Genomic DNA, 15,318 nt, shown 5'->3' on the forward strand with positions numbered 1-15,318 from the left:
TTGGTCGTGTCCCGCGCGCGCCTGGTGGGGCCCCGCCCCACCCGGCCCCCCCGCCGAGCCCCCCTTCTTCGTTCTGCAGTCCCGCGCGCCGCGGCCCCGCACCTCCGGAACGACGAAGGAGGTCACGCCCAGCGGCGGACCCACTCGTGCATCACGACCGCCGCGGCCGCCGACGCGTTGATCGAGCGCGTCGAGCCGAACTGCCGGATCTCCACGACCGCGGAGGCGCCCGCGAGCGCCTCCGCGCTCAGCCCCGGCCCCTCCTGGCCGAACAGCAGCAGGCAGCGCCGCGGCAGCGGGAACGCGTCGACCGGCACCGATCCCGGCACGTTGTCGACCGCGATGACCGGCAGGTCGCGCTCCCGCGCCCAGGCGAGCAGGCCCGCGACGTCCTCGTGATGGAGCACGTGCTGGTAGCGGTCCGTCACCATCGCGCCGCGACGGTTCCAGCGCCGACGACCGACGATGTGCACCGTCTCCGCCGCGAACGCGTTCGCCGACCGCACGATCGACCCGATGTTCGAATCGTGCTGCCAGTTCTCGATCGCCACCGAGAACGGATGCCGCACCGCGTCGAGGTCGGCGACGATCGCCTCCGTGCGCCAGTACCGGTACCGGTCGACCACGTTGCGGGTGTCCCCGTGCTCGAGCAGCTCGGGGTCCCACCGCTCCCCCACCGGCCACTCGCCCGGCCACGGCCCGACGCCGACGGCGGGCCGCTCGACGGCCGGCTCAGCGCAGCGGGGGGTCGGCCGAGCGCCGCGGGGCGTCGGCTCGTGCTCGGGAGGCGGCGGAGCGACGATGCAGCCGTCGGCGGGATCGCCGTACCGCTGCAGGGTCCCCGGTCGCTCCGCCCACAGCCAGGCGAGGTGCGCGCAGAAGACCGCGTCGACCTCGTCCTCGAGCCGATCGAGGTCGACGGGCCGGGTCGCCGCCGCGAACCGGGAGCGGATGGACGCCCAGGAGGCGCTCCCGTCGAGCCGCAGCGGCGCGAGGGACTCGAGGAGACCGAGCAGCCTCTCGAAGGCGGCGCGGCGGTCGTCGAACGAGCCCTTCTTGTACGGGATCACCCGGCCGAGCCCGAACAGGCCGACCATCCCGGCGTGGGGGTACACCTCGAGGCAGCGCGGCTCGGGGCCGAGGTGGTCCGGGTCGAGCGACCACCCGTGCCGCTCGGCGAGCCGGAGGCCGCGGGGCGGGTCCATCCACGGCCGGGACCGGTTCGTCGGGTGGGCGCCGGCGTCGAACCGGGCGTAGGCCTGGCCCAGCTGCCGCTCCGTGACCCTCCTGCCCGTCGCGTTCCGCACGATGAGCGGCGCGTCGACCCCGATCACCCCGGCGGGGCCGTGCCCGGCGAGCCAGGCATCGATCTCGTCGTCCGTGCGCACGCTCGCCGAGTCGAGGAGCGCACCGGCCTCGTCCACCGCCGCGAGCCCCGTGCGGCCGTTCGCACCCCAGGCCAGGTCGATCCCGATGTGCACCCAGCCACGCTACGGGGCGCCATCGGCACACTGATCCGCATGGCGGACACGATGCGCGCGGTCCAGGCGACGGAGGCGGGCGGCCCGGAGGTGCTGCGATCGGCCGAGCTGCCGGTCCCGGAACCCGGCGACGGGGAGCTCCTCGTCCGGCTGGCCGCGACCGGGGTGAACTTCGTCGACGTCTACCGGCGGAGCGGGCAGTACCCCGTCCCGTTCCCGCACGTGCCGGGCTCGGAGGGCGCCGGGACGGTCGAGGCGGTCGGTGCCGGCGTCGAGGGCTGGGCCGTCGGCGACCTCGTGACCAGCGCAGAGGCGTCGCGCACCTACGCCGAGTACGCGACCGTGGCCGCCGACCGCGCCGCGCGGGTGCCGGATCAGGTCGACCTCCGCACCGCCGCTGCGGTGCCGCTGCAGGGGCTGACCGCCCACTACCTCGTCACCTCCGTGTTCCCCGTCGATGCCGGCACGACGCTGCTCGTGCACGCCGGCGCGGGCGGGGTCGGCCTGCTGCTCATCCAGCTCGCGAAGGCCCGCGGTGCGACGGTGATCACGACCGTCGGCGGCGCGGAGAAGCGGGCGCTCGCCGCGGAGGCGGGCGCCGACCACGTGCTGGACTACGACGGCTTCCCCGACCGGGTGCGGGAGCTCACGGGAGGCGGAGGGGTCGACGTCGTCTACGACGGCGTGGGCCGCCCCACGTTCGAGGGCTCGCTCGCATCCCTCCGCCCGCGCGGCACCATGGCGCTCTTCGGCGGCGCAGGCGGCCCGGTGCCGCCGATCGACCCGCTGCGGCTCATGCGGGGCTCGCTCGTGCTCACGCGACCGACGATGGGCGACTTCCTCCGCACGCCCGAGGAGCGGGCATGGCGCTACGGCGAGGTGCTCGGGGCCGTCGCGAGCGGCGCCCTCCGGGTCCGGATCGGAGCGGAGTACCCGCTGGCCGCGGCCGCCGACGCCCACCGGGCGCTCGAAGGGCGGCGGACGACCGGGAAGGTCCTCCTGCTGCCCTGACCGCTCCGCCGTGCCGCCTACTGGACGGCGGAGGTGAGGCGGGCGACGCCGTCGACGAACGCGTGGAACGCGCTCCTGCCCTGCCACGCGCTCAGCGTCAGCTCCGTGGACTTCGTCCGGTACTCGTCCTCGACCGACTTCAGCGCGTCGGTGAACGCCTTCCCGGAGACGAGCATCATCAGCTCGAGGTCGAGCTGGAACGACCGGATGTCCATGTTCGACGACCCGACGACCGAGACCAGGTCGTCGACCGACATGTGCTTCGCGTGGAGGATCGTCGGCGCCGAGTACTCGAAGATCCGGACCCCCGCGAGGAGGAGCTCCTCGTAGTACGAGTGCTGGGCGTGGAAGACGAGGAACTGATCCCCGATCTCCCCCACGAACAGCTCCACCGAGACGCCGCGACGCGCAGCGGTCAGGATCGCACCGAGCAGCGACTCGTCCGGCACGAAGTAGGGGCTCGTGATCGAGATGCGACGTTCGGCCGCGTAGATCAGCGAGTTGAACAGCGCGAGGTTGTTCTCGGTCTCGAACGCGGGGCCCGAGGGCGCGATCTGGGCGAGCAGGGTCGTGGGGTCCTCGTCGTCGACCTCCGCGTCGACGGTGATGTTGCCGGGGATCTCGTCCGTCTCGCTGTACCAGTCGGTCACGAACAGGGCGTCGATCTCCTGCACCACCGGGCCCTCCACGCGGGCCATGAGATCGCGCCATTGCAGCCCGCGGCGCCGGTTGCCCGCGGTCTCGTAGCTCGGGTCGATGACGTTCATCGACCCGACGAAGCCGACCTGCCCGTCCACCACCATCAGCTTCCGGTGGTTGCGGAGGTCGAGCCGCTGGTAGCGGCCGCGCAGGGGCTGCACCGGGAGCATCAGGCGCCAGTCCGCGCCCATGCGCGTCAGCTCCCGCCTGGCCCGCCTGAACCCCGGGTACTTCAGTGAGCCGAGGTGGTCCACGAGGACCCGCACCGCCACGCCCCGCTCGACCGCGCGGCTCAGCGCCGCGAAGAACGGCCGGGTCGTGCTGTCGAGGGCGAGGATGTAGAACTCGACGTGCAGGTAGCGCTCCGCCGCGTCGACGGCGTCGATCAGCCCCGCGAGCTGCTCCTCGAAATGGGGCAGCAGGGTCGCCGTGTTGCCGTCGATGAGCGGCATCGCGCCCATCTCCCGGTTGAGCCTCGCGATGGAGGGCAGCCACGGGGGCGCACCGTGGGTGTCGGTCACGTGCTCGACCGTGCGCGCCCGCTGCTCGATGCGCTCGTTCATCGTGCGCTGCTTGTCGCGCCTGACCTTCGGCAGCTTCGGGGAGCCGATCAGCGCGAAGAGCGCCAGGCCGACGAACGGCAGCACGACGATGAGGATGATCCAGGCGAGCGCGGAGGAGGGGCGCCGGTTCCTGGGTGCTGCCGCGAGCGCCACGATGAGCAGCCCGACCTCGATCACGACGAGGACCGTGGCGGGCAGGGCGCCCAGGAACCAATCCAGCACACCGCATCGTCGCAGAGTCGGGGTGGAGGAGTCCGGCCCCAGTGCTGGGCGGGTGCGGCGGCCGGTCCCACGTCCGTACGCTGGTGCCGTGGCAGGGACCCGAGCCGACATCGACTGCTGGCTGACCGACATGGACGGCGTGCTCGTCCACGAGAACCAGGCGATCCGCGGCGCCGCCGAGCTGATCCAGCAGTGGACCGACCAGGGCAAGCCCTTCCTGGTGCTCACGAACAACTCGATCTTCACGCCGCGGGACCTGGCCGCACGGCTCCGCGCCTCCGGGCTGTCGGTGCCGGAGGGGGCGATCTGGACGTCCGCGCTCGCGACGGCGGACTTCCTCGCCTCGCAGATCCCGGGCGGCAGCGCGTTCGTGATCGGGGAGGCGGGGCTCACCACGGCACTGCACGAAGCCGGCTACATCCTCACCGACACCGCGCCGGACTACGTGGTCGTCGGGGAGACGCGGAACTACTCGTTCGAGGCGATCACGAAGGCGATCCGCCTCATCGGCGCGGGCGCGCGCTTCATCGTCACGAACCCGGACGCCACCGGGCCGTCGAGCGAGGGACCGCTGCCCGCCACCGGAGCCGTGGCCGCCCTCATCCAGCGCGCGACGGGCAAGACCCCGTACGTGGTCGGCAAGCCGAACCCGATGATGTTCCGGTCGGCGATGAACCGCATCGGCGCCCACAGCGAGAACACCGGCATGATCGGCGACCGCATGGACACCGACGTGGTCGCGGGGATCGAGGCCGGACTGCACACGATCCTCGTGATGACCGGCATCAGCGACCGGGCAGAGATCGACCGCTACCCCTTCCGCCCGGACGAGGTGCTCGCCTCCGTCGCGGACCTGCTCGAGCCGGAACCGATCCAGACGCAGGGCTCGGAGGACTGACCGCCCGGGCGCCGGCGCCCGTCAGCAGGAGGCCTCGAGTCCCCCATCGGGTCGAGCCGCCCGCCGGGCGAGCACGACGGCAGGAAGAACGCGCTACAGCAGGAATCCGAGGGCGATCCCTTCCTGCGGTCGGTGATCGTTCCTGCTGACGTGGTCAGACGTTCCTGCTGACGCGCTCAGACGACGGGGCGGATGCGGCCGACCTCGCGGCCGCCGCCCAGGACGGCGAGCGACGGGTGCAGGAGGAACGCCTCCGCCGCGTCGCCGTCGATCACACCCGCGGCCCGCAGCAGCGACACCGCGACCGTCGCAGCTGCCCGGCCGCCGCCGTCGAGCATCTTCACCGCGACGGCGGCACCGGAGGGCGCCACCGCGCACCAGACGCCCTCGGCACCGGCCTTCGCGACGACGCCGAGCGTCTCGATCGCCCGCGTCGTCCGGGATCCCGCACCGTCGATCAGCACCGGGTGCGCCAGGATCGCGGCGCCGAGATCGGGGTTCGCGGCGAGGAGCGCCGCGTAGCCGCGGGCGAGCGCGACGACCGGGAGCGCCCAGACCGGCCCGCCGCAGCCGTCCGTACCCGGGTGCTGCGGTACCGCGCCGGCGTACTCGCGGATCACCTCGACGGCGAGCCGGTGCACCCGGTTCGCGGGGTCGAGGTACTGCTCGACCGACACGCCGAGTGCGAGCGCGGCACCGATCATCCCGGCGTGGTTGCCGGAGCAGTTCATCGCCCTCCGGCTCGGCCCGAGCCCCGCGCGGACGAGGTCGTGCGCCGCCTCCTGGGAGCCGGGCCACGCCTCCGGCGTCCGCAGGTCCGCCTCCGTCGCGCCGACGGATGCCAGCACCGCCCGCACCGCCGCGACGTGCGCCGCGGTGCCCTCGTGGCTCGACGTCACGATGGTCAGCCCCGCCGGGTCGAGCGAGACGCCCGCGCGCACGGCCGCGATCGTCTGGAACGGCTTGAGCGCGCTGCGGGGGTAGACGAGGGCGCTCGTGTCGCCGTGCTCGGTGAGGACGGCACCGTCGGGGGCGACGACGACCGCCGCGCCCACGTGCTGCGACTCCGGGAAGCCGCTGCGCTCCACCACGGCGAGCGGCACCGCACCGGTCGCGTCGAGCGCGGTCATGCCCGTGACGGCATGCGTCACGCGAGGCCCAGGTCGGTGAGGTCGAGCGCGGCGAGGTACCGGTGCCCGGCCGCCTCGATCACCGAGCGCGCCTCGGTGTTCCGGTCCACCACGACGGCGACGGCCGCGATCTCCGCCCCAGCGCGCTCGAGGGCCTCGATCGCCTTGAGCGGCGAGCCGCCCGTGGTCGAGGTGTCCTCCACGACGATCACGCGCTTCCCGGCGACGTCGGGCCCCTCGACCTGACGGCCGCGCCCGTGGTCCTTGGGCTCCTTGCGCACCACGAACGCGTCGAGCGCGACGCCGCGCGCAGCCGCCTGGTGGAGGATCGCGGAGGCGATCGGGTCGGCGCCCATCGTGAGGCCGCCGACGGCCGCCACGTCGGGGACATCCGCGATCAGGTCGAGCATCACCTGCCCGATCAGCGGCGCGACGCGGTGGTCGAGGCTCACCCTCCGCAGGTCGACGTAGAAGGACGCCTTCTTGCCCGACGTGAGGGTGAAGTCGCCGTGGAACACGGCGTCCGATCGGATGTACTCGATGAGCTGGTCGCGGGCGCTGGGCACGGTCCCCCATCGTAGGCAGGTCCGCGGATCCGGAGATCCTCGACGACACCCCGCCGACGGCACTCCGCTCGCGGCGTGTCGCGGAATCCTTCCGGATCCGCGAAGTCAGCGGAGGGCGTCGACGAACGTCCGGAGCGCCATGCGGGCCTCCGGCACGGGCAGCAGCGGCCAGTTGTGCAGCAGGCCGTCCCCGACCAGCACGCGTACCGGGGTCGGGCAGCGCTCCTCCAGCCGGAGCGCGTCCCGGTGGAGCACGTCGCGGGTGCCGGAGGCGACGACCACCGTCCCGAGCCCGTCGAGGGGGCCGAGGAGCGGGCTCACGAACGGATGGTCGACGGGCAGGTCGCCGCGGTACAGCTCGGCCGCGTGCCGGAGGCCGGGGGCGGCGAGCCACGGGTCGCGCGGCGTGGTCCACGGCCGGGTCACCGCCCCGTCGAGCCACGATGCGCTGAGGAGCAGCGTCGGCCGGAGGCCGTCCGCGGCGAGCAGCTGCGCCGCGGCGAGCGCCATCCCACCGCCCGCGGAGTCGCCCAGGAGCGCCAGCGGGCCGTCCGCCGCGAGCCCGCGCGCGATGGCCGCGACGTGCGGCACGGTGTCGGCCGCGGTCCCCTCCGGGGCGAGGCGGTAGAGCGGCACGACGACGGACCGGCCGCTGGCCGCGGCGACGGTGCGCCAGAACGCCCAGTGCTGCGCCTCCGGTCCGAAGACGTAGCCGCCGCCGTGCAGGGCGAGCACCGACCCGGAGGAGTTCGGAGGCACGAGGCGCACCACCGGCCAGCCCCCGTCGAGTCCCGTCGACACCGCGACGCGGCCACGGGGCGCAGGCGGTGCCGACCGCTCCGGGCGACGACGGATCGCCGCGTCGAGCGCCGCGGGCGACCGCCAGCGCCGCCCCCTGCCGCTCAGGACGAGGAACGCCCGGACCGCCTCGTGCCGCGCGCTCATGGCCCCGCCCTCCCCGACGGACTCCCCGCCGCCATCGGTAGCGTTGCACCCCGTGCGGATCGCCACCTGGAACGTCAACTCGATCCGGGCGCGGGCCGGCCGGGTCACCGACTGGCTGCAGCGCGCCGACGTCGACGTGCTCGCGATGCAGGAGATCAAGTGCCGCGACGACCAGTTCCCGCATGACGCGTTCGACGCCGCCGGCTACGAGGTCGTCACCCACGGGCACTCGCAGTGGAACGGCGTCGCCTTCGCCAGCCGCATCGGGTTGTCGGACGTCGAGCTCGACTTCCCCGGCATGCCCGGGTTCGGGAAGCCCCTCGCCGACGGTGCACTGCCGCTCGAGGCGCGGGCCATGGCCGTCACGGTCGGCGACGTCCGGCTGTGGAGCCTCTACGTGCCGAACGGCCGCGACCTCGAGAACGCGCACTACCCGTACAAGCTCGCATGGCTCGACGCACTCGCCGACGTCGCGTCCGCGTGGACGGCCGAGCACGAGGGCGAGCCGCTGGCGCTGATGGGCGACTGGAACATCGCACCGCTCGACTCCGACGTGTGGGACATGGCCGTGTTCGAGGGGGCGACCCACGTGTCCCCGCCGGAGCGCGCGGCCTTCCGGCGCTTCGAGGAGCTCGGCTTCGCCGACGTGGTCCGGCCGCTCGTGCCGACGGGATACACGTACTGGGACTACAAGCAGCTCCGGTTCCCGCGGAACGAGGGCATGCGGATCGACTTCGTGCTCGGCTCGCCGGCGTTCCAGGAGCTCGTGAGCGGCGCCTCGATCGAGCGGGACGAGCGCAAGGGGGACGCTCCGAGCGACCACGTGCCGGTCGTCGTCGACCTCGACGCGGACTCGCCGCTCGACGACGACCGCCCGATGATCTTCTGATGCCGTACCGCGTCATGACCGTCTGCACCGGCAACATCTGCCGGTCGCCGATCGCCGAGGTCGTGCTGCGCGACCGGTTCGAGGAGGCGGGGCTCGGCCACCTGGTCGTCGTCGACTCGGGTGGCACCTCCTCCGAGGAGCTCGGCAACCCGATCGACCCGCGTGCCGCCCGGGTGCTGCAGGAGGCGGGCTACGCGGTTCCCCGACGGACCGCGCACCAGGTCACCGCCGAGGACGTGGCGGCGCGCGACCTGCTGCTCGCCATGACGGCGCACCACGCCCGCCGCCTCCGGACGCTGGCCGCGACGGCCGAGCACACCGCGAAGGTGCGGATGTACCGGTCGTTCGATCCGGCGTCGCCGCCGCTCGACCGGGTCGACGAGTCGGTCCTCGACGTCGAGGACCCCTGGTACGGCGGCCACGACGACTTCCTCGCCACGCTGGAGCAGGTTGAGCTCGCGGCGGACGGGATCGTCGCGCACGTCCGCCGAGCCGTGAACGGAGCCTGAGCACCGGAGGCGCTTGCAGTCCTGCAATAAGTGCATGCCTGCACACATCTGGCCGCGGCCCGCCCGCGCCCGGCCTCCCGGAGGAGCTCCATGTCCGCTGTCCGCGACCGCCGTCCCGCTCGCGCCGCCACCGCCAGGATCGGCGCGCTCGCACGGGAGTCGGGTCTCGGGCTGCTCGGGCTCGCGCTCCTCGTCGGCGTGGGCGCCGGGCTCGGCGCGGTCGTCTTCCGGTTCCTCGTCAACGGCATCACGTGGGTGTTCACGGGGCACGTCGAGTTCGGCCAGGGCGGCTGGGTCGGCTCGGCCCACGCCCCCTGGCTCGGCCTCGCCTTCCTCGTGCTCGCCCCCGTGATCGGAGGTGCGCTGCACGGCCCGCTCGTGCAACGGTTCGCCCGGGAGGCGCGCGGCCACGGCGTGCCCGAGGTGATGATCGCGGTCGCCGAGCGCGGCGGCCGGATCCGCCCCCAGGTGGCGGCCGTGAAGGCGCTGGCCTCGGCGCTGACCATCGGGTCCGGCGGCTCGGTGGGACGCGAGGGGCCGATCGTCCAGATCGGATCCGCGCTGGCCTCGAGCTTCGGCCAGTGGGTGCGCGTGCCGGAGCACCGCCTGCGCGTGCTGGTCGCCTGCGGTGCGGGCGGCGGCATCGCGGCCACCTTCAACGCCCCGATCACGGGGGTGTTCTTCGGTGCGGAGATCATCCTCCGCGAGCTCTCCGCCGAGGCCCTCTTCGCGGTCATGGTCTCCGCGATGGTCGCGGACGCGATCGCGATCCCGTTCCTCGGTGCCGAGCGGTTCCTCTCCGGCTTCCCGATCGGCACGGCACTCCGTGGGCCGCAGGACTACCTGCTCGTCGCGGTGCTCGCCGTGCTGGCCGCGTTCATCGGCCAGGGCTTCTCGAAGGTGCTCTACGCGGTGGAGGACCTCGTCGACCGGCTCTGGCGGGGCCGCCCGGAGTGGGCGCGACCCGTGGTGGGCGGTGTGGCGGTCGGCCTGGTCCTGCTCGCGCTCCCCCAGATGTACGGGGTCGGCTACCCCGTGATGTTCAAGGCGCTCGCCGGCGACTACGCGCTCTGGTTCCTCGTCGTGCTCGCGATCGGCAAGGTCGTGGCGACGAGCGTCACGCTCGCCGTCGGCGGATCAGGCGGCGTCTTCGCGCCATCGCTCTTCGTCGGGCTGATGACGGGGACCGTGTTCGGCGAGATCGCCGACCACGTCTTCGGGGCGGCCGCCGGCGACCCGGCACTGTATGCCGCGATGGGCATGGCCGGCGTCTTCAGCGCCTCCACCCGGGCGCCGCTCACCGCGCTCGCGAGCGTGGTGGAGATGACGGGGGACTTCACCCTCGCCCTGCCCGTCATGCTCACCGTCGGCGTGTCGACGGCCGTGTCACGACAGCTCTCCTACGGCACGATCTACACGACCAAGCTCCTGCGGCGGGGCCAGGATCTCGATCGCATCGCGCCCTGGCGCGCGTTCCTGCAGCTCACCGCCGGCACGACGATGCGCCCGCTCCCGGAAGCGCTCGACATCCCCTCCCGCAGCCATGCGAAGGAGTCCGGTCCCGACTTCTCCCGCATCGGCGCCGTCCGGCTCGAGCGGAACCCGCAGGCGGTGTTCGAGAGCGAATCGGTGACGGAGGCGCTCCGGCAGCTCGACGAGTACGGGCGCGAGGGCATGCCGGTCGTCTCGTCGGACGGGTCTCGCATCACCGGGTGGATCACCGCCCCGAGCGTGCTCCGCTCGGTGCGCGCCGCACTGCTCCCGGAGAGCCGCAGCGCCACACCGCCCGCGGCGAGCTCGAGCCCGCTGCCCGGCTTCCGCGTGGTCGAGGTCGAGATCGCGCCGGGCGCGCCGGTCGCCGGCCGCCCGGTGGCCGACGTGGACTGGCCGGCGGGCAGCGCGCCGGTGTCCTTCACCCGAGCGGGACGCGTGCACTCCGTGTCGAAGTCGACCGTGGTCGAGGCGGGCGACGTCGTGAACCTGCTCGTCCGCGGCGAGCGCGCCGCGACGACCGAGCCGCGCCGGCCCGAGGGGCTCAGCGAGCAGCGCGCGCCAGGTCGCTGAGCCGGTCGAAGTCCGGCCCGGAGGTCGGCACGTCGATCCGGAAGACCTCCTTGACCGCCTGCAGCCAGCCGTGCACGAAGTACGTCCAACCGTCCTCGGCCCGAACCCGGCGCTCCCCCGCCTGCCGCAGGGCCGTGTCGAGGAACCGGAGGTCGCCCCGGTAGTTGAGATCCCACGCCACCGAGTCGCGCGGGAGCAGCGCGTCCTCGCCGATCGGTGAGCCGGGCAGGTCCTTGCCGAGGCCGGTGGCGTTCACGACGAGCGAGCCCTCCGGGCGCGCGGCGAGCACCGCGTCCGTCTCGTCCGCTGAGCCGACCCGCACCAGCTCGAGCGGCACGTCCGCACCGACCTGCCGCGCGATGCCGGCGAGATGCTCCAGGCGGTCGCCGTCGCGATCGGTCACCACGAGCCGCGCCGGGCGGTCCGCACCGCGCTCCTCCCGGACCAGGCACCACGTCAGCGCGGTGCCCGCGCCGCCGGCGCCGAGCACGACGGCGTCCCCCGCGCTCGAGGCCCACGTGCCCGGCGGCACGATCGCGTCGAGCGCGAGGGCTCCGGCCACCGGGTCCTTCGCGAAGCCGTGCAGGCCGTCGTCCTCCTTCGTCACGCAGCTGACCTCGCCCATGAGGGTGGCGAGCGGCCGGAGCTCGACGAAGAGGTCACGGGCTGCGGTGCCGACGGCGATCTTGTGGCTCGTGATCTGCATGCCCAGGCCGAGCTCGTCCTGCCGGAGGAACTCCACGATGCGGCGGGTGTGCTCCGCCGGCGCGCCGACGGGCAGGTCGAGGCCGCGCAGCACCGCGTCGCCGAGGCCGAGCTCTGCGGCCCAGGCGGGGAAGACCCGCTGGATCGAGGAGGCTCCGGTCGAGACGCCGAGGAAGTACAGCGTGGGCCGCTCGGCGGGCTCGAGCGAGTCCGGGGTGAGTACCGGGAGCGGCGCGACGACAGGGCTCTCGATCGCGGTCATGGGAACACCTCCGGAGGGTCGGAACCGGCAGGGGCGACAGCGTATGCCGGGCCAGCGTCGCCTCAGTGAACTCTCAAGGTCCGGGGGTGCACGCGGATCCGACGGCTCACGGCACGAGGAGCAGGGACACCACGAGCAGCACCGGGATGGACGCGACCGTCGTGATGAGCCCCGCGTCCCGCGCGATGACGACGCCGGTGCCGTAGCGGAGCGCGTAGTTCTGCACGTTCTGGGCCGTCGGCAGGCCGGCGAGCACGACCGCCACGTGCAGCTCCTGGGGCGGGAGGTGGAAGAGGAGCGCGCCGACGCCCCAGGCCACGGCCGGCATCCCCACCGCCTTCAGCAGCGACGCGAGCAGGGCGTCGCGACGTCCCGTGCCCGCGGCGAGCAGCCGGCTGCCGGCGAGCGACATCCCGAACACCGCCAGCATCAGCGGCACGGAGGCGCCCCCGAGCAGCCGGAGGGGCTCCAGCACCACGGACGGGAGGTGCACGTGGCCGACGGCGAGCACCGCGCCGAGCACCGACGCGATGATCAGCGGGTTGCGCAGGGACGCGGCGACCGTGCCGAGCAGCGACCGCCGCCCCTCCCTGGTCGCGGCGTCGAGGCAGACCAGCGCGACGGGAGCGAACACGAGCAGCTGCAGCATGATCAGCGGCGCGGTGTAGGCCGCCGATCCCAGCAGGTAGACGGCGACCGGCAGCCCGATGTTGTTCGCGTTGACGTAGCCGCTGCTCAGCGCACCGACCGTCAGCACGCCGAGGTCGCGGTGCCAGGCGAACCGCGCGACGAGCACGTAGACGAGCGCCGACGAGACCGCGGCGAGCGCCGAGACCGCGAGCAGCGGCGAGAGGAGCACGGACGGGTCGGCCGCCGCGATGACCGTGAACAGCAGGCACGGTGCGGCGGCGAAGAAGACGAACCGGCTGAGGACCATCCGCGCGTTCGCACCGAGGACGTCGAACCGTCCGAGCAGGTACCCGACGAGCACGACGGCGCCGATGACCGCGAACCCCTCCAGCACCCCGGCCACACCCCAATCCTCCCGGGTCGCGCATCCTGCACGGCACGGCCGCCACGCCGCCCCTCCGGCTCCCTTCGTCGTTCAGGAGAACAGCGCCGTCTGCGCCCGTTTCTCCTGAACGACGAAGGGGACGCAACGATGCTGCGTGCGCGGCAGGTTCTTGCACGCCGCGCGCACGGAACCGTCGCGCGGTGCGCCGTACCGTCGATGTGGACCGAAGGAGGCGCACCATGTCGCTGCTCGAGACCACCCAGCCGACCGTCACGGCCGAGACCCCGGAGTGGCTGCGGCTGAAGGCCGCGGTGACCGCGTTCCGGGCGCTCCAGCGGCAGGACGGCGCACTCGCCGACGGCGCCGATCGCGAGCACGCTGCTGCCCTGCTCGCCGAGGTGCGCGAGCTCGTCCGGTCCCTCGCCCCCGCGTTCCCCCACGACGCGGCGTACCTGTCCGCGCTCGACGGGGACCTCGCCGCGTGGGCGGACTCGGGCATCGACGTCCCGGACTTCCGGGTCTCGCTCGGCGCCTTCCACCCCCAGCGGGACCGCGTGGACGGCCTCCGTCACCTGGTGCTCTTCCCGATGACGACGCAGAACGGGTCGCCCGACCGCCTGCTCGAGGCCCTGCTCGTGGACGTCATCTGGCCGGACTTCATCGCTGCCCTCGAGCGCGAGACCTACTCGAACGCGCTCTTCGTGCCGATCCGCTTCGTCGACTTCACCCCCGGCTACGACACGAACTCCGCCGTGCTGTTCCCGGAGACCGTGGCCATGAAGGAGCTGATCCCGTTCACGTGGGGGGCGATCTTCCAGGACCGCGAAGCGGCCCGGTTCCGCCGCGTCGTCGCCGCCGCCGCGGAGATCACGAAGCTCGACCTGCCGGAGGACGCCCGGCGCCTCCTGGGCGACCAGGAGCTCACCGAGCGCGCCTTCGTGCTCTGGGACCTGGTGCACGACCGCACCCACATGCGGGGCGACCTGCCCTTCGACCCGTTCATGATCAAGCAGCGGATGCCGTACTTCCTCTACTCGCTCGAGGAGCTGCGGTGCGACCTCACCGCGTTCCGGGCGGCCGTCCGCCTCGTCCGCGACGAGGACACCGACGAGGTCACCCGCGACCACGCGCGCCTCGCGCAGTACGCGATCCTGTTCGACCGCATCTTCCGCTTCCCGCTCACCGGCTCGCGGGTGCGGAACTACGACGGCCTCGGCGGCCAGCTGCTCTTCGCCTGGCTGCACCAGCACCACGTGCTGCACTGGACGGACACGAGCCTCACCATCGACTGGGAGCAGCTCCCCGACACGGTGGTGGCGCTCTCGGACGCGATCAACGAGCTCTACTGGGCTTCGATCGACCGGCCGAAGACCGCCCACTGGCTCGCGGCCTACGAGCTCGTCCGGGCGACACTGACGCCGAACCCCGCCTCCGTGTGGGCGCGGGGCCTGCCGGTCGAGGTGCTCGCCGGACCGCCGAAGGGCTACACCGACGCCGTGCTCGACGACGAGTTCCCGCTGTCGATGTTCTACGAGGCGCTCGGCAAGAAGCTGCGCCCCACGATCGAGTCGACGGCCGGCATCACCGCCTGAGCGCTGTGCGGGCGGGTCAGGCGTTCTCGCGGCGGAACACCCGCGTGCCCCACCATCCGGCGACCGCGAACACCAGCACCGCCCAGAACGAGCCCCACCACACGGTCGAGTCGAAGGTGCCGGTGAAGACCCGGCGGATGGCGTCGACGATGTGCCGGGTGGGTACCACGTCCGACACGGCGACGAGCCACTTCGGCTGCGTGATGGGCAGCAGGATGCCCGACAGCAGCAGCACCGGCAGGGAGATGCTGTTCAGGAGGGGCGCCAGCACGTCCTCGCTCTTCGTGAGCAGCCCGATCGCATTCGAGGCGCACGCGCACGCGGCGCCGAGCAGCACCGTGAGCACGATCCCGAACACGATGCCGCCCCAGGAGGCCTGCAACCCGAAGGCGAATCCGAGCAGCACGAGCACGATCGCCTGCACCAGCAGCTGCACCGCGTTCAGCAGCACCCGACCGAACAGCAGCGCCGTGCGCGACGCAGGCGTCACGCGCTCGGCCTCGATGACCCCCGCTCGCCACTCCGCGACGAGACCGAAGCCCGCGAACAGCGCCCCGAAGAGCCCGAGCTGGATGAGCAGCCCCGGGACGAACAGCGCGTAGGCGTTGTCCGCGCCGAAGGCGCTCGCCAGCGGGACCAGCAGCGGACCGAACAGGCCGAGGTAGAGCAGGGGCTGGACGAGACCGATGATCACCCACGCCGGATTGCGCAGCGCGATCCGCAGCTGCCGCCTGAACACGATGAAGGTCTCTCGGAAGAACCGCATG

At 73.2% G+C, this 15,318-nt stretch carries 14 protein-coding genes and 1 pseudogene; 6 read left to right on the forward strand and 9 right to left on the reverse strand.

Annotated elements, in window-relative coordinates; all coding sequences use genetic code 11:
* Window positions 1-122 precede the first annotated feature (122 nt).
* Entirely contained in the window at window positions 123-803 is a 681-nt protein-coding gene (locus ACTHLI_RS07000; protein WP_440182464.1) for a TrmH family RNA methyltransferase, read from the reverse strand.
* Window positions 804-830: 27 nt separating this feature from the next.
* Window positions 831-1,481: pseudogene (locus ACTHLI_RS07005) on the reverse strand (DUF429 domain-containing protein); the annotation flags it as partial.
* 39 nt (window positions 1,482-1,520) lie between these two features.
* On the opposite strand from ACTHLI_RS07005, the gene ACTHLI_RS07010 reads away from it, so the two are divergent.
* Window positions 1,521-2,492 carry a quinone oxidoreductase family protein gene (locus ACTHLI_RS07010; protein ID WP_440182432.1) on the forward strand — a complete coding sequence of 324 codons (972 nt, stop codon included), beginning with the start codon at window positions 1,521-1,523 and terminating at the stop codon, window positions 2,490-2,492.
* 17 nt (window positions 2,493-2,509) lie between these two features.
* Here the strand turns inward: ACTHLI_RS07010 and cls are convergent, their stop codons facing one another.
* Window positions 2,510-3,976, reverse strand: a complete 1,467-nt coding sequence (cls, locus tag ACTHLI_RS07015; RefSeq protein WP_440182433.1) for a cardiolipin synthase — start codon at window positions 3,974-3,976, stop codon at window positions 2,510-2,512.
* A gap of 88 nt (window positions 3,977-4,064) precedes the next feature.
* On the opposite strand from cls, the gene ACTHLI_RS07020 reads away from it, so the two are divergent.
* On the forward strand, window positions 4,065-4,874 hold the full coding sequence (locus ACTHLI_RS07020; RefSeq protein ID WP_440182434.1) for an HAD-IIA family hydrolase: 810 nt from the start codon (window positions 4,065-4,067) through the stop codon (window positions 4,872-4,874).
* Window positions 4,875-5,050: 176 nt separating this feature from the next.
* Here the strand turns inward: ACTHLI_RS07020 and ACTHLI_RS07025 are convergent, their stop codons facing one another.
* The 3 genes from ACTHLI_RS07025 to ACTHLI_RS07035 form a co-directional block, all read right to left on the reverse strand.
* The gene (locus ACTHLI_RS07025) at window positions 5,051-6,004 is read right to left on the reverse strand and encodes an asparaginase (RefSeq protein WP_440182436.1); all 954 of its coding nucleotides are present in this window, start codon (window positions 6,002-6,004) and stop codon (window positions 5,051-5,053) included.
* 17 nt (window positions 6,005-6,021) lie between these two features.
* Window positions 6,022-6,570 (reverse strand): orotate phosphoribosyltransferase, encoded by a 549-nt coding sequence (gene pyrE, locus ACTHLI_RS07030; RefSeq protein WP_440182437.1) that lies wholly within the window; start codon window positions 6,568-6,570, stop codon window positions 6,022-6,024.
* A 105-nt stretch (window positions 6,571-6,675) separates the two neighbouring features.
* A complete protein-coding gene (locus tag ACTHLI_RS07035; protein ID WP_440182439.1) occupies window positions 6,676-7,515 on the reverse strand; it encodes an alpha/beta hydrolase fold domain-containing protein in 840 nt (279 codons plus the stop codon).
* A gap of 52 nt (window positions 7,516-7,567) precedes the next feature.
* Between ACTHLI_RS07035 and ACTHLI_RS07040 the strand changes: the two genes are divergently transcribed.
* The 3 genes from ACTHLI_RS07040 to ACTHLI_RS07050 all read left to right on the forward strand — a co-directional run bounded on the left by ACTHLI_RS07040 (window position 7,568) and on the right by ACTHLI_RS07050 (window position 10,977).
* Window positions 7,568-8,404, forward strand: a complete 837-nt coding sequence (locus ACTHLI_RS07040) for an exodeoxyribonuclease III (protein ID WP_440182440.1) — start codon at window positions 7,568-7,570, stop codon at window positions 8,402-8,404.
* Complete coding sequence (locus ACTHLI_RS07045) at window positions 8,404-8,913, forward strand: low molecular weight protein-tyrosine-phosphatase (RefSeq protein WP_440182441.1); 510 nt, start codon at window positions 8,404-8,406, stop codon at window positions 8,911-8,913. The genes ACTHLI_RS07040 and ACTHLI_RS07045 overlap by 1 nt, the downstream gene beginning before the upstream one ends.
* Window positions 8,914-9,003: 90 nt before the next feature.
* Entirely contained in the window at window positions 9,004-10,977 is a 1,974-nt protein-coding gene (locus ACTHLI_RS07050; protein ID WP_440182443.1) for a chloride channel protein, read from the forward strand.
* Here ACTHLI_RS07050 and ACTHLI_RS07055 read toward each other — a convergent pair.
* Together ACTHLI_RS07055 and ACTHLI_RS07060 are read right to left on the reverse strand one after the other, a co-directional pair.
* Window positions 10,949-11,944, reverse strand: coding sequence for a shikimate dehydrogenase family protein (locus ACTHLI_RS07055; RefSeq protein ID WP_440182445.1), 996 nt, complete (start codon window positions 11,942-11,944; stop codon window positions 10,949-10,951). The genes ACTHLI_RS07050 and ACTHLI_RS07055 overlap by 29 nt on opposite strands.
* 106 nt (window positions 11,945-12,050) lie before the next feature.
* The gene (locus tag ACTHLI_RS07060; RefSeq protein ID WP_440182446.1) at window positions 12,051-12,977 is read right to left on the reverse strand and encodes an AEC family transporter; all 927 of its coding nucleotides are present in this window, start codon (window positions 12,975-12,977) and stop codon (window positions 12,051-12,053) included.
* Between the two features lie 221 nt (window positions 12,978-13,198).
* Here ACTHLI_RS07060 and ACTHLI_RS07065 point away from each other — a divergent pair, with 221 nt between their 5' ends.
* Window positions 13,199-14,551 (forward strand): DUF6421 family protein, encoded by a 1,353-nt coding sequence (locus tag ACTHLI_RS07065; protein ID WP_440182447.1) that lies wholly within the window; start codon window positions 13,199-13,201, stop codon window positions 14,549-14,551.
* Between the two features lie 16 nt (window positions 14,552-14,567).
* On the opposite strand, the gene ACTHLI_RS07070 is transcribed toward ACTHLI_RS07065, so the two are convergent.
* Window positions 14,568-15,317: an ABC transporter permease gene (locus ACTHLI_RS07070; RefSeq protein WP_440182448.1), complete on the reverse strand. Its 750-nt coding sequence runs from the start codon at window positions 15,315-15,317 to the stop codon at window positions 14,568-14,570.
* Window position 15,318: the final 1 nt, after the last annotated feature.

The organism is Amnibacterium sp. (genome assembly GCF_051956055.1).
Taxonomy (GTDB): domain Bacteria; phylum Actinomycetota; class Actinomycetes; order Actinomycetales; family Microbacteriaceae; genus Amnibacterium.

Coding starts and splice junctions, on each gene's coding strand:
- ACTHLI_RS07025 (WP_440182436.1), bottom strand. CDS start 6,004: ATGACCGCGCTCGACGCGACCGGTGCGGTGCCGCTCGCCGTGGTGGAG.
- ACTHLI_RS07065 (WP_440182447.1), top strand. CDS start 13,199: ATGTCGCTGCTCGAGACCACCCAGCCGACCGTCACGGCCGAGACCCCG.
- ACTHLI_RS07010 (WP_440182432.1), top strand. CDS start 1,521: ATGGCGGACACGATGCGCGCGGTCCAGGCGACGGAGGCGGGCGGCCCG.
- ACTHLI_RS07070 (WP_440182448.1), bottom strand. CDS start 15,317: ATGCGGTTCTTCCGAGAGACCTTCATCGTGTTCAGGCGGCAGCTGCGG.
- ACTHLI_RS07045 (WP_440182441.1), top strand. CDS start 8,404: ATGCCGTACCGCGTCATGACCGTCTGCACCGGCAACATCTGCCGGTCG.
- ACTHLI_RS07050 (WP_440182443.1), top strand. CDS start 9,004: ATGTCCGCTGTCCGCGACCGCCGTCCCGCTCGCGCCGCCACCGCCAGG.
- ACTHLI_RS07055 (WP_440182445.1), bottom strand. CDS start 11,944: ATGACCGCGATCGAGAGCCCTGTCGTCGCGCCGCTCCCGGTACTCACC.
- ACTHLI_RS07035 (WP_440182439.1), bottom strand. CDS start 7,515: ATGAGCGCGCGGCACGAGGCGGTCCGGGCGTTCCTCGTCCTGAGCGGC.